Source organism: Marinimicrobium sp., from assembly GCF_002695945.1.
Taxonomy (GTDB): Bacteria; Pseudomonadota; Gammaproteobacteria; order Pseudomonadales; family Cellvibrionaceae; genus Marinimicrobium; species Marinimicrobium koreense.
The window spans coordinates 1-19,951 of the sequence record NZ_NZQP01000010.1 but is presented as its reverse complement, the minus strand read 5'-3'; the positions used below and the strand labels follow the sequence as shown (position 1 = coordinate 19,951).

Sequence of the window (19,951 nt, the reverse complement as noted above, 5' to 3'; positions counted from 1 at the left end):
TTTGCTGTTCTTGGTGAGATTAAAAGTTGTCGGATTACGGCCGATGGCCTAATCCGACCTACGGGGAACGGGCCGCTTGGTAGAGTTTGTCGGATTACGCCCCTGCGGGGCGAATCCGACCTACTCGGTGTTGGCGGGCGCTGCGCAGTGTTTGGCGATGAATTCTGAGTGCTTCGGCATATACTCCACGGATTTGTTGATCACATTGCGAATACTCTCCAGGCGTCGGGCAATTTCATCTTTCGACAGAGTATCTACAATCGGGTGGTAGCCTTCCGCCTTCAGGCCCTGACCGTGCATCACCTCCAGCCAACTGGTCTCGTTGAACAGTTCTTCATTGGTGCGGAAGATGCGACCGTTTTTCCGATAGTGATTCATTTTCTGTTTCAGGGTATCGGGTACATCCATGGTCCGACAGTAATTCCAGAACTCGGAGTCGTCGCGCTGGGTTACGTGATAGTGGGCGATCAGGAAGTCCCGGATGCGGGTATATTCGAAATCCACCTGGCGGTTGTATTCGTCGATATCTTCCTGATCAAAATTCCGGTTTGGAAACAGGCTCATCAATTTGGCGATCCCGGACTGCACCAGATGAATGCTGGTGGACTCCAACGGCTCCATAAAACCACTGGCCAGCCCCAGTGCCACACAGTTTTTATTCCAGAATTTCAAGCGTTTTCCGGTGGTGAAGCGAATGAACTTCGGATCCGCCAGCGGCTCACCATCCAGGTTCTTCAACAGGGTATCCGCCGCTTCATCGTCACTGATAAATTGACTGCAATAAACATGGCCGTTGCCGGTGCGATGCTGCAGGGGAATTCGCCACTGCCAGCCCGCCGAATGAGCGGTGGAGCGAGTATAGGGCACCGGCTCCGCCACTTTAGCGCAGGGGACGGCCACCGCGCGATCGCAGGGCAGCCAGCGCGACCACTCCTCGTAGCCTGTTTTCAGTGCCTGCTCGATCAGCAGCCCCCTGAAGCCGGAGCAATCGATAAACAGATCGGCTTCCAGGGTTTCACCGTCATCCAGGGTAATTGATTCGATAAACCCGTCACCCGGACGGAGCGATACCCGCTCGATTTTGCCTTCCCGACGACGCACTCCGCGCTCCATGGCATAGTCTCGCAGGAACATGGCGTAGCGGGCCGCATCAAAGTGAAATGCATAGGCAATACGGGATAAGGGCGAATTCCCCGCATCCACCGGACGCATGAACCGCCCCTGTTCGACCGCCTGACAGTTCAGCGTGTAGGCGTCGATATTGGGGGCTTCGCCGGCCTGGAACAGTTTTAGCCAGTAGTGGTAAAACTGCACTCCCTCCATATCCTTGCCGACTTCACCAAACGCATGAAGATAACGCTCGCCAATGTGCCCCCAGTTGACGAACTGAATCCCCAACTTGAAGGTTCCCTGGGTGCGTCGGATGAATTCATTCTCATCCAGGCCGAGCATCTGGTTGAACAGCTGAATCTGGGGGATGGTAGCCTCCCCTACGCCGACCGTGCCGATCGAGTCCGACTCCACCAATTGGATGTCGCAGTACTGGTTCTTCAGAACCTTGGCCATTGCCGCTGCGGCCATCCAGCCGGCGGTGCCACCACCGACGATCATCACTTTACGAACACGGTTGTCCATCGTCATTACCTCTGTCAATCACACNACTGCCGGGCAGTGGTGNTGAATCACCTGTTTCAGGGTCGGCATGCGTTCGGCCGCCGATACCAGTGTGTCATAGATACGTTGATGNTTGCGCCGCANGTCNTCCGNCGACGCCTCCGCNAGCAGATTGTCCGCCGAGGCGGAACGCCAGCCCAGCCCGATCAGCAATGCCAANTGGGTTTCATCCGGCAGGGGCTCCTGATCCCGGNGCCAGAGCCGGCCAAAGGATTCAAACACCTGAAGGCGCCAGCGCAGCGATTCNGNCACCGCCTCTGANCGGGGGTCNTCAGCGAGNANCAGNAANTCGTGCAGNTCCCGCCAGCTTTCAAACAGCGCCCGGTCCCGTCGATTGAANTCGCTNCGAAGCGCGGGCCGACCGGCCGCANCCGGCAANAGCTCAAGCCATAGCAGGAGTGACTGACAGGCACGATGCCACTCCGAACAGAGCAGTTCCCCGGGCTGTCCCGCCGCCCGGCCCAGGGCCAGGCAGTTATGCCGCCAGGGCGTTNCGCGNTGCCCCCANTGCAGCGGATATTTCACCCAATCGCAGTCTTGGGATTGCATTTTTGCTGTGGCTTGCTCGGCAGNCTCACCCGGCGATACCCATCGCTCCACGACCCCGCTTTGCTGAGTATCTNCCGCGCGCTGCCAGCCCCAAACCTGTTGAGTCAATGTACTGTAGGGCATCCAGTCCAAGGTTGTTCCACCCCGGCCCACCCAGTGGTGCGNCCACAGAGCGGACGCCTCCTCAAATGGCACGCCCAAACCCTGCCCAATCAGTAACGCCTCGTCGCCCGTCGCGTCCAGGTAAAAATCNCCCTGCACCGACTCGTCATCATCCAGGCGTAAACGCTGAATGCCGAACTGCGGATCCGCTTCGACGCTCAACCGGGTGCAGCGTACCGCAGACACGCCCAGAGANTCCGCATACTCGGCCAACAGCGNTCNCATTNCGCNTTTGTCGAGGNTCATCCCGTAGCGCAGNGTGGATTTGACCGAGCGAGGATCATTGACCGGGAAATCAAACCGCCCCCGTCGCGCCGCCTGGGTAGCCAGGAAATGCTCATTAAAACGGGCCTGCTTGTCCGGGGCGTAGGCCCGGAAAAACTCATGCTCGAAACTGGCCGGCGCGGCCGGGATTCCATGGCGGCCATAGGGCATGAAGAATTCGCCCTTGGTCCCCTGNCCCANGACNCCGAGAGAAAACAGTCCCTGGGCGCGAACCATCAGGTCCCGNTCCGGNAACCCGACCATCGCCAGCCACTCCAGAAAAGGCGGCTGAGCGACTTCCACGGGTGAAACATCGTCTTCGCCCGTGCGAATCCAGGTCACNCGNNCGCCATAGCGGGANAGAAACCGNGCCAGTGTCACCACNGTCCCGGCGGCGACCAGTCCGTTACCCACGACCACAAGGTGCTCCAGGTTGGCNTTATCCATAGCGGCCTCCGTATAGACTCATGGGAGCCGCCGCACTGGGTGCAACACCTCCACGGGCCAACACCTCCCGATGCAGAGGCAGGGCCTGGGCAGTGCGATTNAGNTGNTTCGCCAACTGCTCCAGCGGCCCCTTGAGCGAGGCAANCGGTTGCTGGGCGACNCGAGGGTCAATTGCCTCGGGATTCAGCCCCTGCCCCAGATAAACGGCGAGCCAACTGGGAGGCGCAAACAACCCCTGATCGTAAAACTCGATCGCCGCAGATTCCTTGAAAAGGGCAATTTTTCGCTGCAGGCCCTCGGGTACCGACATGTGGGCACAGTCCTGCCAGAATTCCGAGTCTTCGCGTTGATTGAGGTGATAGTGCAGAATGATGAAGTCCCGAACCCGCTCATACTCCAGACTCATCCAGCGGTTGAACGCCTCGCGCCCCACCGCGCCACTTTCGCTATTGGGGAAGAATTCCACCAGTTTGAAAATGGCCATTTGAATCAGGTAGATACTGGTGGACTCCAACGGTTCCAGAAAGCCGCTGGATAGCCCAATGGCAATGACGTTTTTATCCCAACTGCGCGCCCTCGCCCCCGCCTCAAAGCGAATCAGGTTGGGGTCGCTCTGAGGTGCGCCATTGAGCGAGCCAATCAATTGGGCGCAAGCCTCATCGTCACTGATGGACCGACTGTCGTATACCTGGCCATTACCGGTNCGCTCCTGCAAAGGGATACGCCATTGCCACCCGGTGGTGGTAGCCGTCGAGCGCGTGAACGATGGCGGCTCTGAAAGCGCACCACTGGCGATCGCCACGGCCCGGTCACAGGGGAGCCAGTGCTTCCAGCTGTTGAATGGCACACCCAGTGTCTGCCCCAGTAACAGCGAACGAAAGCCGGAGCAGTCAATAAACAGATCACCCTCGATGCGCTCTCCGGACTCCAGAGTGAGCGCCGCAACACCACCATCAGACTCGCGCGGAATAACCGACTGTATCCGACCTTCGGTGCGGGTAACACCACGCTGCTCCGCATACGCACGCAGATACCCTGCGTAGCGGGAAGCATCCAGGTGGAACGCATAACCATAGCCGAATTCAGAGTGCTCGGGCGGCGGCGCAAAGCGGCCGAGCCGGGCGGCCTGTGCCGCCAGAGAAAATGCATCCAGGTTAAGCTCGGGCCACTCATCCCGGGTGCGCAACCAGTAATGATGGAAGTCGATGCCGTCGATATCACCACCAAACGCACTGAAGGGATGCAGATAACGGCTGGTCTCGCGTCCCCAGCCAACAAATTCAATGGCCAGCTTGTAGGTCGCCTGAGTCGCGTGAATGAACTCGCGCTCATCAATGCCCAACAACGCGTTGAAATAGCGGATGTGTGGAATCGTAGCCTCACCGACACCGACGGTGCCGATCTGCTCGGACTCAATCAGTTGCAGGCTTACACGGGAGGGTAGCAACCGTGCCAATGCCGCAGCGCTCATCCAGCCCGCCGTGCCGCCGCCCACGATGACAATACGCTGGGGTCCTACCGTCATGCTGATTGCCTCACTGCGATTATTATTCAATACCGGCATTATCCCGACTCAGCAGAGCCTGAGCAAACCATAAAAAAAGGCGCAACCGATTAAGGTTGCGCCTTTCTTGGCCCGGGTCCAGCCGTGTGTTTAGAACACGGCTTTCACGGTCAGAGCCACACGACGGTCATTGACGAACCAGGAGCGGCCGGTCTCGCGACCTTCACCATCCAGTGTCATCAGGGTTTCCGTCTGGGTGTTGGCCAGGTTGGTACCCTGCAGGCCGATGGAGATTTCATCGGTCAGCTGGTAAGTCACCGAGCCATCCAGGAAGCCCGCGTCGTTGTTCCAGATCGGCTGGCCACTGATCACGTCACGAGTGGTCACCAGATACTTGGAGCGCCAGTTGTAAGCCAGGCGCGCCGACCAATCGCCCTTCTCATACATCGCTACGAGGTTGGCGGTGTGCTCAGACTGGCCACGCAGGGGAAGACCAGACAAGGCCGCCGGATCGAATGCTTCCAGACCAGGCTGCGGCGTCGGGTTATCTTCCGGGTCCGCTTCGGTGGCGATACCGCTGCCAGAGAAGTTCGGAATACCTTCGGAGTCGATGTAGGTATAGTTCGCCTGGATACCAAAGCCATCAAACGGTTCTGGCAGCATGTCGTAGAACTGCTGGTAAGCCAGCTCGATACCCTGCAGCTTACCTTCCTCACCGTTGCGGGTGGTGGTGAACTCAACCGTCTGAGTCGTTCCGGTGCTCGGGTTGGTGAAGGTTCTCGGCAGCGCACCTTCGATAAAGAAGTTCTTGAGATCTTTATAGAAGATACTGGCAGTCAACGAACCGACCGGTGCGAAGTACCACTCCAGAGAGGCATCCCACTGAATGGACTCCATGGGCTGCAGCGCCGGGTTACCACCGTTACCGGTCCAGACGACATCGCCGACTGACAGGATGTCGGTACCGCTGTCTTCGGGTCCGGGTTCAACCGGGGCGTCTTCATCGATCGGCACACGGGTGGTGTTCAAGCCACGAGCACCCAACACAGCCTGGTTACGCACTTCCGACATATCCGGCAGCGCAATAGCCTTGGACACGGCAAAACGGCTGATCAGATCGTCGGTCAGCTCAACCTTCAAGTTGAAGCTTGGCAGTACACCATCCCATTCAGCGGTTTCACCCAGCTCGTTTTCGTCGTAGTCGTTACCGAAGGCTTTCTCGGTATCGCTCAACCAGTTGTTGGCATCGCGGGAGTAGGACAACAGAGTGTTGACTTCATCCAGCCAGTCCTGTTCCGACTCAAACAGCGCCGGATCGAACGGTCCCACCTGATCTTCCGCCCACTTGCGGATGGCGCCGCGGTCGGNCAGATCGGTTGGCGCACCATCCGGATACGGCTGNCCNATCAGGTCAGGGAANTGCACCGAACCGGCCGCATCGCGGGTCAGCTCAACATAGCGCANNCCGATGTTACCGCTGTAGCGNANANCAGACGCATCGGAACCGAAGTCCAGACGAACATAAGCCGCNTTGTTGGTTTCGGTGGTGTCATAAACTTCTGCCGGAGCAAAATAAGTGCCCGGAATCACCTCATCACGAGTGGCATACGGCTCCCAGACACCCTCGGCGCCCGGGTTGTTCTGGGGCAGAGTACGACCGGCGATGACGTCTTTCAACAACTGTTCGGAGGGGAAGATGAAGCCGTCACCGGGGATAGCCACTACGTCACCGCGGTGGAAGTCGGACCAGTCGACATATTCAAAATCGTCGCGGATTTCCGGGTCGAGCTCGGACAACCACAGCGCACCTTCGCCACCGTTCGGCGCCCACTCGGCACCGATGTGACCCCAGTTATAGGAGGTGCTACGAACGATCTGGTTACGCTCGGCATAGCGCACACCGGCCTTGACAGAGCGGAAGAAATCGCCATTGTCGAGGTAGTGGGTCATGTCGAACCGGGCAGCCCGGGATTCACCCTCGGAGCGCTCGTAGTGGTCCATGGCCGAACGCAGCCAGTAGGAATCCAGATCCTGGAAGTAGTTGCTGTCGCCTGCCGGGTCGTTGGAGAAACCCGGGAAATCGGTGTCGTACCACTCAGGATTGGCGTCGCGACGACCATCCCAGGGTTCAACAATGGCCAGGCGAGGCGTATCACCCAGCAGGCTGAAGTTCTGCAGCGCGTACAGGCCGCTAGCAACCTGCAGGTCGTCATCTTCGGTGGTGGCATCGACAAACTGTAAATCACCCTCGAATTCCCACGCGTCGCTCGGAGTCCACTTCACGTTGAAGCTCAGATCGTCCACGATGGTGCGGGTGTCTTTGTAGCGGGTATCGGCCTGGAACTTCTGACCGAAGTAATCGTTGGTGGTGGCATAGCCTTCCGGCGCATCGCCNTCACCTTCCCANCCGCGGGGNACACGGCCTTCACCGCCNCGCCAGCCNCCACCGTCGGTGATATAGCCGGANTCAAAGATNCTGTCGCTGTCGAACGCAAACTCGGTGCCAGGGTACGGACGGGCACGNCGGCTNTCNCTCACGGTGCCATCGTCATTCTCTTCACCGTAGCCACCCTGGTANTTAACGGCATTCTCTTTCCAGCTCAGACGGGCGTCGGAGCGCAGGAACTCGGCGGTCGCTTCCAGGGTTTCATCGGGGCTGGCCCACTGAACGGCAGCGGCAAAGCCCTGACGGACCCGGTCATCTTCTTTGGTGAAGAAGTTCGAACCGTTGGTCATCCACACTTGGCCATCNTCCATNGCAACGCTCTCGGGCGCTCCCAGGGTGGCTGCCTGGTACTTCACGAAGGCATCACTCTGGATACCGTGGGAGGTACCGATCAGCTCGGANTAGGANGCGTTNACCAGNANNCCGAACTCACCCAGGTCNTCCGTCANCCAGCGGTTGCTGTACAGCGCGGATACCGTGGGGGAGGCCTCTTCGGCCATATCGCCATAGGAGACATCGCCGGTAAAGGCGATCATCTGGCCATCCTGATCGAAGGGTTTACGNGTTTTCAGNCTNACCGTACCACCAATACCACCTTCAATCATGTCGGCAGACTGGTTTTTGTACAGGTCAACACCGGCCATCAGTTCCGGCGGCACGTCCTGGAAGTTCAGGCCACGACCGGAGTTGGCGGTAAAGGAGTCGCGACCGTTGAACTCGCTTCGGGTGGCACTCATACCGCGAATTACCGCGCCACTGCCTTCAACACCGAAGTGATCCGGGTCATCCGGGGCCTGGAAGCGCTCAATCGATACGCCGGGCATACGCTGCATGGCTTCGAGCACGCTGCGGTCAGGCAGTGAGCCGATGTCTTCTGCNGAAATGGCATCGACAAAAGTGTCTGCGTTNCGTTTGATGTCCTGGGCGTTTTCCAGGTTCTGGCGNACGCCGCTGACGACGATTTCTTCTAGGAGAGGAGACTCTTCAGACGCGTTTTGCGCCAAAGAGGGTGAACCCATTGCCATAACACACATGGCAAGCATCGACTTTTTGAAGGTGATGCCTTTCTTAACGTTGTCGCGATAAACCATAGCGCTTTACCCCGTTGTTATTATGTAACACAGTATCGACCGGCAGCGCGCCCAGAGGAACTCAACTGCCTGCAAACACTTACCTGATTATTCTGTAATAGTCATTCAGACCACTATATCGATAGTGCACCATGTTCAACTAATAGTCAAATAGTAAATTAGACGAAAATGTGGCATCTGTAACCTCCCTTTATGAGACCTGTCTNTCAGCCTTGAATACTGCCTGATACNCCGTTTTGTCATACAATACGGACCAACACTCGACCTTTATGCCTTGCATCGCTATAATCGCGGCACCCGCTACCCCCTCCGGTTCTGAGCGGATAGCGGACCGTTCCTAGAAGGTTTCAGGAAGATTTGCGCAAAATCACTACTATTTACTAACCACCAATCGGGATGTGTACTGTGGCCANCAACAATCCATCTACTACGCGACCACACAGCCGAGTCGAACCCCTGAACGAGCCGGACAACGTTCTNCCGGGGCTTTCCATCGACAACCTGATTTTCGGCCTGGATCACGGCCAGCTCAAAATCATGCTGGTCAAGCACAATGTGGGCCCNGGCAAAGGCAAGTGGGCACTTCCCGGTGGGTTTATCAAACAGAATGAGAATCTGCGCGACGCCGCCGCCCGCCTGCTGGAAGAGCTGACCGGGGTGCGCGACCTCTACCTGGAACAGTTGAAAACCTTCGGTCGGGTGGACCGCTTCCCCAACGAGCGGGTGGTCACCATTGCCTACTACGCCCTGGTAAGCGCCGANAACTACACNCTGGTGGCNGGCCGGAATACGTCCGACGCCATGTGGTTCGACGCCAAGGACCTGCCCGAGTTGATTTACGACCACTCCGAGATCGTCGATCACGGCCTGAACTTCCTGCGCCACAAAGTCTGCCACGAGCCCATCGGCTTCAACCTGCTNCCGGAGAAGTTCACCCTGCTGCAACTGCAGGAGCTGTACGAGGCCATCCTGGACGTCAAGCTGGACAAGCCCAACTTCCGCCGCAAGATGATGAAGATGAACCTGCTGGCACCCTGCAACGAAAAGCAGAAAGGCGTACCGCACCGGGCGGCAAACCTGTACCGGTTCGATTCGGCGGCCTATGAGCGCCTGACCGATAAAGGGTTTTCGTTCGAGTTTTGATAACCCCGAATCCCGGGCATCGGTGGGTGACGGTCCGAGGCCTCCGAGACGTCGGACCGATCCTCCCTATGTCAAATACGGCACCAAGCGTTATGTAGGGTGAATCGATCCGACGTTCCGGAGTGCCAGGCATCTGCCACTTCCAGCCCCAAAAGCTTTCCCCGAGTTTTCACCCTTGAAGATTTTTTCCTCCCCCTTGTAATCCATTGCTCAGTCCTTTAATCTTATTGTTTGTTTGACTAGAAGATAATATGCGGTTCATCCGCATTGACCAACGGGTGTTTCCTACTATGCCGTTTTCCCGCCTACTGACAGGCGCACTTGTCTCAGGTTTACTGGCCGGGACCGCTGCACCGACTCTCGCACTGGAAGGCCCGGACTACGTCAGCCACAGCCCGTCGGCCGGCGCCCTGAGCCTGGTCGGCAAGGAACACATCGCCAATCTCTACGTCGATCCCAATGATGATCCCGGCGTTCGCCGCGCGGTGCGCGATCTTCAAGCCGACATCCAGCGGGTGACGGGAAAGCAGCCCCAGATTGTGCGCAGCACCGAAGGGCTCGGCAGCCATGGGGTGATCATCGGCACCCTCAGCGGCAGTTCCCTGATTCAACAGCTGGTTGAGGCCGGTAAGCTGGATGTCNCCCNTATTGAGGGCGAGTGGGATGCCTACCATATGGAAGTGGTGGAAAACCCCCTGCCCGGCCTGGACAAGGCGCTGGTGATTGCCGGAGCCAACAAGCGCGGCGCCATCTACGGTACCTACGATGTGTCCGAGGAAATCGGGGTGTCTCCCTGGTACTGGTTCGCCGATGTACCCGCACAGCAACACGACCACCTTTACATCGATGGTCATCTGAACCTGCAGGACCAGCCCAAGGTGAAGTACCGGGGCATCTTCATCAATGATGAGGCCCCCGCCCTGACCAGCTGGGTGCAGGAAAACTACGGCGACTACAACCACGACTTCTACGAACACGTGTTCGAGCTGATTCTGCGCCTGAAAGGCAACTTCCTCTGGCCCGCCATGTGGAACAACGCCTTTGCCGACGACGATGAGCAGAACATGATTCTGGCGGACGAGTACGGCATTGTGATGAGCACCTCCCATCACGAGCCGATGATGCGCGCCGACAAAGAGTGGAACCGCTACGGCGAAGGCGCCTGGGAATACTCCACCAACCCGGACAACCTGTACGAGTTCTGGGTGGATGGCGCCGAGCGCAACAAACCCTACGAAAGCGTCTACACCCTGGGCATGCGCGGCCAGGCCGACACCCCCATGAGTGAAGGCCAGAATATCGAACTGCTGGAGCGTATTGTCGACGACCAGCGCGAGATTCTGAAAAACGTGTTTGACGATCGCCCCATTGAAGACGTTCCCCAGGTCTGGACACTCTATAAAGAGGTTCAGTACTTCTACGAAAAAGGCATGCGGGTACCCGACGACGTCACCCTGCTGTGGGCGGACGATAACTGGGGCAACATCCGCCGTCTGCCGACCCCGGAAGAACGCGACCGCAGTGGCGGCGCCGGTGTGTACTACCACTTCGATTATGTGGGCGGGCCCCGCTCCTATCGCTGGATCAACGTGACCCCGATCGCCAAAGTCTGGGAACAGATGAATCTGGCCTGGGAGTACGAAGCCGACCGCATCTGGATCGTCAACGTGGGCGACATCAAGCCCATGGAATACCCCACCGAATTTTTCCTGCGCATGGCCTGGGACCCGGAGTACTGGAACCGCGAGCGCCTGCCGGAATTCGGACGCCTGTGGGCCGAGCGGGAATTCGGCGCCGAGTTCGCCGAGCCCATTGCCGAGCTGGTGACTGGCTACACCCGGCACAATGGCCGCCGCAAACCGGAGCAACAGAGTGCCGATACCTACAGCCTGTTGAACTATCGTGAAGCCGAACGTATCGAGCAGGAGTTGGCCACACTCACCGAGCAGGCCAACGCCATTTATGCGCAGTTGCCAGAGGCTCGGCGCGATGCCTTTGATCAGTTGGTGCGCCACCTGGTACGCGCCAGCGCCAACGTCACCCGCATGTATATCGACCAGGCCCGCAACCAGTTGTTTGCCGAGCAGGGTCGGGCCAACGCCAATGACTACGGGGAACGGGCCCGGGAGCGCTTCCGCCACGATGCCGAGCTGGAGGATCATTACCACACCGAGATCAGTGACGGTAAGTGGAATCATATGATGTCCCAGCCGCGCATTGGCTACACCCACTGGAACAACCCGCCGGAGAACACCGCGCCGCTGATCTACGACTACCAGCCCCACAGCAAACCCGACATGGGCGTGGCCGTGGAAGGCATGGAGAAGGCCTGGCCGGTACCCGGCGCCTACACCCTGCCCACCTTCAGCCCCTATGGCACGAAAAGCTACCGGATTGAGGTGTTCAACAAAGGCACCGCACCGTTCGACTTCAGCGCCGAACCCAGTGATGAGTGGATTCAGGTCAGCCAGCGCGAAGGCACCGTGAACGAGCTGGTCACCCTGGAGGTCAGTATCGACTGGGATCAGGCACCGGCCGGCTCCCACCAGGGTCACGTATTTGTGAAGGGCACCGGCTGGGGCGGCGCCCGCGTGCAGGTGGAAACCTTCAAACCCGCCCCCCGCGTGGCCAGACAGGTGAAAGGCTTCGTCGAAACCAATGGCTACGTCAGCATTGAAGCCGGGAACTTCCATCGTAAACAGGACCGGAGTGGGCACCGCTGGGAGGTGATTCCGCAGCACGGGCGCACCCAATCGTCGATCAGTACCTTCCCGATTTCGGACACAGAGTTTGAAGATCCGGCCGAAAGCCCTTATGTTGAGTACGACATTTACTTCTTCAGCACCGGTGAATTTGACGTACACGGGCTGTTTGCCCCCAGCCTGAACCTGGTGCCGGGGCGCGGCCTGCGCTATGCCATCGCCTTTGATGACGCCGAGCCCCAGGTCGTGGACATCCTGGAAGACCTGAGCAGCGAAGCCTGGGAAACCGCCGTCAGTGACGGTGTGCGTCGCTCGGTGAGCACCCACACAATCCGCGAGCCGGGGCTGCACACCCTCCGGATCTATCGGGTCGACCCGGCGGTCACGCTACAGAAGTTGATGATTGACACCGGTGGTCTGAAACCCAGCTACCTGGGGCCACCGCAGAGCGAACGCCGCTGAGCGCGCAAAGGACGACAACGAATGAGCATGACACTATGAAGATTACCGACGCCAAAGTCATACTGACGTGCCCGGGCCGCAACTTCGTGACGGTGAAAATCACGACCGAAGACGGCCTCTACGGCATTGGAGATGCGACCCTGAACGGCCGGGAGAAATCCGTGGTCTCTTACCTGGAAGACTACGTGCTGCCCGCCCTGATCGGCCGCGATGCCCAACGCATTGAAGACATCTGGCAGTTTGTCTATCGCGGCCCCTACTGGCGTCGCGGTCCCGTGGGCATGACGGCGCTGGCGGGTGTGGACGTCGCCCTGTGGGACATCAAAGCCAAAGCGGCCAATATGCCCCTGTACCAGCTCCTGGGTGGCCGCAGCCGCGACCGCATCATGACTTACACCCACGCCAATGGCGAGGACATTGAAGCGACATTGGCCGCCGTTGAAAAAGCCCGCAAACAGGGCTATCAGGCGATTCGCGTGCAGTGCGGCATTCCCGGCATCGACAAGATTTACGGCGTGCCCAAGGGCGGAAAGGCCTACGAGCCCGCCGATGCCGATCTGCCCTCGGAAGAGAGCTGGTCCACGCACAAGTACCTGAACTTCATTCCCCGGGTGTTTGAGGAAATCCGCCGCGAATTTGGCCCGGACCTGCACCTGNTGCACGACGTGCACCACCGTCTGACGCCGATCGAAGCCGCGCGCNTGGGTAAAGAGCTGGAGCCCTACCACCTGTTCTGGCTGGAGGACGCGGTACCGGCAGAGAACCAGGACGTGTTCAAGCTGATCCGCCAGCACACCACCACCCCCCTGGCGGTGGGCGAAATCTTCAACAGCATTCACGATTGCCGCGAGCTGATCCANAACCAACTGATCGACTACATCCGCACCAGCGTGGTTCACGCCGGCGGGATTACCCAGATGCGCCGTATTGCCGACTTTGCCAGCCTCTGGGGTGTGCGTACCGGCAGCCACGGAGCGACCGATCTGTCTCCGGTGTGCATGGGCGCGGCCCTGCACTTCGATTACTGGGTGCCCAATTTCGGCGTGCAGGAGCACATGCCCCACAGCGAGCTGATGGAGTCTGTGTTCACCCGCGCCTACCAATTCGAAGACGGCTTTTTCACGCCGGGAGAGACTCCTGGCCACGGCGTGGACATCGACGAAGTCGAGGCGGCGAAGTACCCCTACAAGCGGGCCAGCCTCCCCGTTAACCGACTGGAAGACGGAACGCTGTGGCACTGGTAACTCAGCCCGGCGCCGTTCCGTTCGACGTTTGACTCAATAGATGATTGACCAAAAAGAGAGATATCACGTGACCGACACCAACCCCAAATCTCAGCAGAAGTTCTCCTCGGCGCCACTGGTGACGCACATGTACACCGCTGACCCGTCGGCCCATGTGTTCGAGGGAAAAATCTACATCTACCCGTCTCACGATGTGGAGGGCGGGGTGCCATTCAATGATGACGGCTCACACTTCTGCATGGAGGACTATCATGTGTTCTCCATGGACAAGCCCTTTGGGCAAGTGACCGACCACGGCCTGGCGCTGTCGGTGAAAGACGTACCCTGGGCGGCCCGCCAGATGTGGGCGCCGGACTGCACTGAGAAAGACGGCAAGTATTACTTCTACTTCCCCGCCAAAGATCCGGACGATGTGTTCCGTCTGGGTGTTGCCGTTGGCGATCGCCCGGAAGGCCCCTTTGAGCCGCAGCCCGAAGCCATCAAAGGCAGCTTCAGTATCGACCCCGCCGTGTACAAAGACGGTGACGACTACTACCTGTACTGGGGCGGCATCTGGGGCGGCCAGTTGCAGCGCTGGGTCAACGGCACCTTCAGCCAGCAGGACCAGTACCCCGCCGACGACGAGCCGGCCCTGTGCCCGAAAGTCGCCAAGCTGCGCGACGACATGCTCGAGTTCGCCGAAGAGCCACGGGATATTCTGCTGCTGGATGAAAACGGCGAACCGCTGAAAACCGGCGACAACGCCCGGCGCTATTTTGAAGGCCCCTGGGTACATAAATTCAAGGACACTTACTACTTCTCCTATAGCACCGGCGACACTCACTGCATCGCCTATGCCACGGGTGACAGCCCCTATGGGCCTTTCACCTACAAGGGCATCATGCTGGAGCCGGTGCTCGGTTGGACCAACCACCACTCAGTGGTGGAGAAGGACGGGAAGTACTACCTGTTCTACCACGACTGTGAAATCTCGGGCGGTGAGACGCACCTGCGCAACATCAAGATGGCCGAGTTGATTCACAACGAAGACGGCAGCATCCAGACCGTGAGTGCGTTTGAGAAGTAGTCTCGTAGGTCGGGTTAGCGCGCAGCGCGTAACCCGACATCCCGCACCCAGCGTCGGATTACGGCCTGCGGCCTAATCCGACCTACTTCTTCTTGGCCAACGGATTCGGCAAATCGGTAATGGTTCCGGCCGCCAACTCCCCGGCCAGACCCACCGTCTCGTGCAAGGTCGGATGCGCGTGCACCGTCATCGCCAGATCTTCGGCCGAGGCGCCAAATTCCAACGCCAGGCTCAACTCACCCAGCAACTCCCCGGCATTCAAGCCGACAATACCGGCCCCCAACAGCTGATCATTCTCCTTACGGTAAATCAGCTTGGTCTTACCTTCACTGCGGCCGGCACCCAGGGCCCGACCACTGGCCGCCCAGGGGAACACCGCCGTGCGATACTCGACGCCCTGCTCCTTCGCCTCTTTCTCGGTCAGGCCCACCCAGGCCACTTCCGGATCGGTATAGGCAATGGAGGGAATGCAGCGCGGTTCCACAATATGGTGGCCGGCAATCACCTCGGCGGCGGCATGGCCCTCGTGGCTGGCCTTATGCGCCAGCATCGGCTGGCCAATGATGTCGCCAATGGCGTAAATGTGCGGCACATTCGTCTGCAGCTTCTCGTTGGTGTGGATAAAGCCGCGCTCATCCACTTCAACGCCCGCCTTGTCGGCGCCAATTTTCTTGCCGTTGGGCGCGCGGCCCACCGCCACCAGAATGGCATCGTAGTTCTGGTCCTTGTCCGGCGCGTTCTTACCCTCAAAGCTCACCTTAAGGGCCGTCTTGTTGGCCTTCACATCGGTAACCTTGGTGGACAGCATCACATTGAAGTTGTCCTTGTTGTACTTGCTGTACACCTGCATCAGGTCTTTGTCCGCCGCCGGAATCAGCTGATCGGCGAACTCCACCACATCCACGGTACTGCCGAGGGCTTTGTACACCGTTGCCATTTCCAGACCGATAATGCCTCCCCCGACCACCAGCAGCTTTTTGGGCACCTCGGGCAGCTCCAGCGCGTCGGTGGAATCCCACACCCGCGGGTCGTCATGGGGAATGAAGGGCAGCTTCACCGGCTGGGAGCCCGCGGCGATGATCGCATTCTCAAACTCCACCTCAGTGGTCTTGCCATCGTGGGTGACTTTCAGTTTGTGGTCGCTTACAAACTCGCCCACGCCCTGCACCACCTGTACCTTGCGCTGCTTGGCCATACCGGCCACGCCCTGGGTGAGTTTACCCACCACGCCTTCTTTGAACTTGCGGATCTCATCCAGATCGATCTTGGGCTTGGAGAAGGTCACGCCGATGTCCTTGCCGTGGGTGCCCTCATTGATCACCTGAGCGACGTGCAACATCGCCTTGGAGGGAATACAGCCCACATTCAGGCACACGCCGCCCAGGCTGGGGTAGCGTTCCACCAGGACCGCGTCCAACCCCAAATCCGCCGCCCGGAAGGCCGCCGAGTAGCCGCCTACGCCGCCACCCAATACCAAAACCTGTGTCTTCAGAGTGTCTGCCACGGGAACTGTCTCCTGTTGTCGGTTCGATGCAGCCCCTGATACTAATGACTCTGGACCCAAAAGCCAATAAACTGGCCCCCGACAGCCAGAAACAACCATAAACGCGCCCAGGACAAAGGCCACGGCATGAGCGAACCCCGCGGACAATTTTCCTCCAAAATCGGCTTTCTGATGGCCGCCTCCGGCTCCGCGGTGGGGCTGGGCAATATATGGGGTTTTCCCACCCAGGCCGCCAGCAACGGCGGGGGCGCCTTTGTGNTGGCCTACCTNGTGCTCGCCTTCCTGCTCGCCTACCCGGCCCTGATGGCCGANCTGGTGATCGGCCGCCACGCCCGCGCCAATATCGTCACCGCCCTGGACCANNTNGGCGAGCGCCCCNTCACCAAGCNCCTCGGCCGCGCCGTGGGCTACTANGGCGTGCTGATNGCCGGGCTGATTCTGAGCTTNTACGCCATCGTCGCCGGGTGGATGCTGGCGGAGTTCGGCAAACCCGTGGCGCACCTNATCGGNTGGAGCNGCGCCGAACANTGGCTGGGCGGCGANAGNCTNGNCCGCAACCTGCTGGTGTGCGGCATCTTCACCGCTTTTACCGTGGCCATCATCGCCAAAGGCGTGGAAGATGGCATCGAAGCCTGGTCCACCCGACTGATGCCTCTGCTGTTTATCATTCTGCTCGGGCTGATTCTCTACGTTCTGGTGCAACCCGGCGCCACCGATGGCCTGAAAACCTACCTGATCCCCGACTTCCGCCAACTGGCGGACCCCGGCCTGCTGCTCAGCGCCATGGGCCAGGCGTTCTTCTCGCTCTCGCTGGGCGTGGGCACCATGCTGATCTACGGCTCCTACCTGCGCAAAGACGACAGCCTGCCGCGCATGGGCGCCGCCGTCACCCTGCTGGACATCAGCATCGCCTTCACCGCCGGGCTGCTGATTCTGCCCGCCATGTACGTCGCCCAACACCAGGGCATCGTCATCTACGGCGATAACGGCGAACTGCTCGCCGGGCCCGGTCTGATTTTTCAGGTGCTTCCCAGCCTGTTCGCGAACATGGGCGGGGCCGGTACCTGGCTGAGCATCGCCTTCTTTGCCCTGATGAGCATCGCCGCCCTCACCTCCTCTATTTCCATGCTTGAAACGCCGGTCTCGGTGGTCACCGAACGCACCCGCTTGAAGCGCACCGGCGCCGCCTGGAGCATCGGTGCCCTCATCTTCCTCATAAGCGCGCTGATCATCGCCAACATGAGCACTCTGTTCGACGCCACCGTCTCGCTCACCACCGAATACAGCCAACCGCTGCTGGGCATCGCCCTATGCCTGTTCGTCGGCTGGATCATGCACCGCAACCACCTGCTCAACGAACTCAAAGCCGGCCACCAGGACATCGAGCACAGCCTGTTCTGGAAAATCTGGCCCTTTTACGTGCGCATCATCTGCCCACTGCTGATACTTCTGGCCTTTATACAGACCTTGCGATGAACCCTGACCTGAATCCACAAGACCTGCTCGACGCCGTCAACCAGACCATGCCCTTTGGTAAATACCAGGGGCGCAAGCTGCTGGAACTGCCGGAACCCTATCTGGTGTGGTTCCATGGTCAGGGGTTTCCCAACAGCAAATTGGGGCGGCAGCTGGCGTTGATGTATGAGGTGAAGGTGAATGGACTGGAGGGGATGTTGCAGGAGTTGGTGCGGTGATGACGTTAAAATCTTATTCCTGTATATCGGGGATTATGCGGGGAAACTGCCGGATTTCGTGCTGGAGGTTTTATGCCAAATTTCTCTAAGGCAGGTATGATAGGGGCTTGGAGGCATGCTACAAAAGGTGTCAAGGAACGCGTAGGCAAACTTACTGATTTAAAACAGGCAATTTGCCTTTGAATAACATTGTTAAATTTCAATGGGGGGCCCCGATGGAGGCAAAAGATATAATCACGCTTGCCATTTCGGGAGGTGCGCTGACTGTTTCACTTATTTCATTGTATTTCAGCCTTTTTTATAAGCGGTTTTCTCTTGTTGGAACCCTTGCTGCATGGAATCCGAGAACTGAGAACTTTGCGAACTCTCAAGCCTGTGAGATTGCAATTTCAAATACGGGGAATCGAGAGCTCGTCCTTAGAGAAATCGAGATGCTGAGCTTCCCAGAGATAGAAGGTGAATTATTCCCCATTTTGGAGTCAGAACAGGTTCCCACTGTCCTGAAACCTGGCGAGATGAAACTATTGACGTTTCCGATAGCAGACCTTTACCTGCAAAAGCTCGAGAAAGAAAATAGGATGCTTCGGCTAAATTTCCACATCTTTACAGCTGAGGCCACGCTTAAACTGGCGACGAAGGACTTGACCCCGCCCATTGGTGGGACAGATATACCAGACTCTGACTGGAAGCCATTCAAGCTAAAGTAAAACTTAGCAATGCCAATCACAGCGACGTTAGATTTTGAGGTCAATATGCCCAATGGAATACATGAAGAGACGCTAATTCTTGCTCGAGAAGCTCTCGATGCGATACAGCTAGGGAAGCCAGGTTCAACCTCATTGGCAATTAGAAAATTAGATCTCGCTTCTGACCTAATAGACGATAAGAAACTGAAGCGGTGGTGCGGCTTTCAATTGGGGCGATACGAAACTGGATTGCCTTATCCGGAGGATATTGATGAAGAATACGTACGCCAACTCGCCGGCAAGATTAAAGAGCTCAAGCTTCCTCTTACGAATGAAGAGATACAACCTAGATTGTCAATATCAGGCGGGGCATTTAAAAGCATCGAGTTCATTGAGCATGTCCTGGCGAGATTGAATAGGGAAAAGTCCGGAAATGATGGTGTTTTTTACCGAACTAATCTCCAAGGCACAATATCCGCATCCTCTAATGAAACATACTCTTGGGCGACACGCCTATACAAAACGCTTAACTTTGGAGAAATACCTAGCCGACAGTTCAACGTAATTCGTGATCGAGTGGACACACTTCTTCTAGATACTTGCCCGAGCGCAATTGAAAAATTTATGTCCGCATATGAGCGGCTGTCATCGACGTCATCTGAAGATTGGTCGCACGCCTTAACAGCGGCCCGACGTGTTATAAAAGATGTGGCGGACTCGATTTACCCGCCAAGAGAAGCTAAGCTTGGAGAGCGAAAGTTAGGAAACGACCAGTATATCAATCGGTTGTGGGCATTTCTGGACGAAAATGCAAAGTCTGGCTCCGATAAAGATCTGGCAAAGGCACATATAAACTACTTGGGGTCGTTCATTCAGCGCTTAAATGACAAGGCATCAAAGGGGGTGCACTCGGATGTGGGGTACTCTGAAGCAGTAAGAGCCGTACTCTACACATACTTGACACTGGGCGATATTCTAGAGTTGTCGGGAGATGCATTAGAGAAGAAAGCAAAAGAAGAGGGAAGGGTCAACCTAAACACTGCTGAGTTAATTGACCTTAAGGCCGTACCAGGGATCTCTGAGGGGTTGGCAAAAGAGATAATTAAGAAGCGAGCAAAAAGCAAATTTAGAGCGTTCGAAGAGCTCCAAGAATTTTCTGGGGTGGGCCCAAAGACTGTGGAAAAAATTAGGCATGGCTGCGTTATCTATTGAATTGTAGTAGTTCAGACTTGATCTGACAGTTACCGGTTTTTCCGATGGTGTCTGTCAGGTCAAGTTCAGCCTACGAACTTTTCCTTCCAGATTCGTTTGCC

Annotated in this window: 13 protein-coding genes; 8 read left to right on the top strand and 5 right to left on the bottom strand. The window is 57.9% G+C overall.

Features of this window, described 5'->3' with window-relative positions; all coding sequences use genetic code 11:
* Window positions 1–120 precede the first annotated feature (120 nt).
* The 4 genes from CMG77_RS00670 to CMG77_RS00660 form a co-directional block, all read right to left on the bottom strand.
* The gene (locus CMG77_RS00670; RefSeq protein WP_286806062.1) at window positions 121–1,635 is read right to left on the bottom strand and encodes a tryptophan halogenase family protein; all 1,515 of its coding nucleotides are present in this window, start codon (window positions 1,633–1,635) and stop codon (window positions 121–123) included.
* 18 nt (window positions 1,636–1,653) lie between these two features.
* Window positions 1,654–3,096 carry a tryptophan 7-halogenase gene (locus CMG77_RS15665; RefSeq protein WP_353743435.1) on the bottom strand — a complete coding sequence of 481 codons (1,443 nt, stop codon included), beginning with the start codon at window positions 3,094–3,096 and terminating at the stop codon, window positions 1,654–1,656.
* The gene (locus CMG77_RS00665; RefSeq protein WP_286903417.1) at window positions 3,089–4,621 is read right to left on the bottom strand and encodes a tryptophan halogenase family protein; all 1,533 of its coding nucleotides are present in this window, start codon (window positions 4,619–4,621) and stop codon (window positions 3,089–3,091) included. Before CMG77_RS00665 ends, CMG77_RS15665 begins: the two co-directional genes overlap by 8 nt.
* 129 nt (window positions 4,622–4,750) lie before the next feature.
* On the bottom strand, window positions 4,751–8,065 hold the full coding sequence (locus CMG77_RS00660; RefSeq protein ID WP_502691703.1) for a TonB-dependent receptor: 3,315 nt from the start codon (window positions 8,063–8,065) through the stop codon (window positions 4,751–4,753).
* Between the two features lie 468 nt (window positions 8,066–8,533).
* Here CMG77_RS00660 and CMG77_RS00655 point away from each other — a divergent pair, with 468 nt between their 5' ends.
* The 4 genes from CMG77_RS00655 to CMG77_RS00640 all read left to right on the top strand — a co-directional run bounded on the left by CMG77_RS00655 (window position 8,534) and on the right by CMG77_RS00640 (window position 14,754).
* Window positions 8,534–9,280: an NUDIX hydrolase gene (locus tag CMG77_RS00655; protein ID WP_502691702.1), complete on the top strand. Its 747-nt coding sequence runs from the start codon at window positions 8,534–8,536 to the stop codon at window positions 9,278–9,280.
* 251 nt (window positions 9,281–9,531) lie between these two features.
* Complete coding sequence (locus tag CMG77_RS00650; RefSeq protein ID WP_502691701.1) at window positions 9,532–12,444, top strand: glycosyl hydrolase 115 family protein; 2,913 nt, start codon at window positions 9,532–9,534, stop codon at window positions 12,442–12,444.
* A 35-nt stretch (window positions 12,445–12,479) separates the two neighbouring features.
* Window positions 12,480–13,688, top strand: a complete 1,209-nt coding sequence (gene manD / locus CMG77_RS00645) for a D-mannonate dehydratase ManD (protein ID WP_286903413.1) — start codon at window positions 12,480–12,482, stop codon at window positions 13,686–13,688.
* Window positions 13,689–13,815: 127 nt separating this feature from the next.
* Complete coding sequence (locus CMG77_RS00640) at window positions 13,816–14,754, top strand: glycoside hydrolase family 43 protein (RefSeq protein WP_286903431.1); 939 nt, start codon at window positions 13,816–13,818, stop codon at window positions 14,752–14,754.
* Window positions 14,755–14,836: 82 nt separating this feature from the next.
* On the opposite strand, the gene lpdA is transcribed toward CMG77_RS00640, so the two are convergent.
* A complete protein-coding gene (gene lpdA, locus CMG77_RS00635) occupies window positions 14,837–16,258 on the bottom strand; it encodes a dihydrolipoyl dehydrogenase (RefSeq protein WP_286903412.1) in 1,422 nt (473 codons plus the stop codon).
* Window positions 16,259–16,384: 126 nt separating this feature from the next.
* On the opposite strand from lpdA, the gene CMG77_RS00630 reads away from it, so the two are divergent.
* From CMG77_RS00630 to CMG77_RS00615, 4 genes are all read left to right on the top strand, one after another.
* Window positions 16,385–17,734 (top strand): sodium-dependent transporter, encoded by a 1,350-nt coding sequence (locus CMG77_RS00630; protein WP_286903411.1) that lies wholly within the window; start codon window positions 16,385–16,387, stop codon window positions 17,732–17,734.
* A complete protein-coding gene (locus tag CMG77_RS00625; protein ID WP_286806076.1) occupies window positions 17,731–17,952 on the top strand; it encodes a DUF3820 family protein in 222 nt (73 codons plus the stop codon). Before CMG77_RS00630 ends, CMG77_RS00625 begins: the two co-directional genes overlap by 4 nt.
* A 179-nt stretch (window positions 17,953–18,131) precedes the next feature.
* Complete coding sequence (locus CMG77_RS00620; RefSeq protein WP_286806077.1) at window positions 18,132–18,659, top strand: hypothetical protein; 528 nt, start codon at window positions 18,132–18,134, stop codon at window positions 18,657–18,659.
* A gap of 45 nt (window positions 18,660–18,704) precedes the next feature.
* The gene (locus CMG77_RS00615) at window positions 18,705–19,850 is read left to right on the top strand and encodes a ComEA family DNA-binding protein (protein ID WP_286903410.1); all 1,146 of its coding nucleotides are present in this window, start codon (window positions 18,705–18,707) and stop codon (window positions 19,848–19,850) included.
* Window positions 19,851–19,951 lie beyond the last annotated feature (101 nt).

Bases quoted from the DNA above. Each gene is read 5' to 3' on its own strand.
- CMG77_RS00670 (WP_286806062.1), bottom strand. From the start codon at position 1,635: ATGGACAACCGTGTTCGTAAAGTGATGATCGTCGGTGGTGGCACCGCC.
- CMG77_RS00640 (WP_286903431.1), top strand. From the start codon at position 13,816: ATGTACACCGCTGACCCGTCGGCCCATGTGTTCGAGGGAAAAATCTAC.
- CMG77_RS00625 (WP_286806076.1), top strand. From the start codon at position 17,731: ATGAACCCTGACCTGAATCCACAAGACCTGCTCGACGCCGTCAACCAG.
- CMG77_RS00615 (WP_286903410.1), top strand. From the start codon at position 18,705: ATGCCCAATGGAATACATGAAGAGACGCTAATTCTTGCTCGAGAAGCT.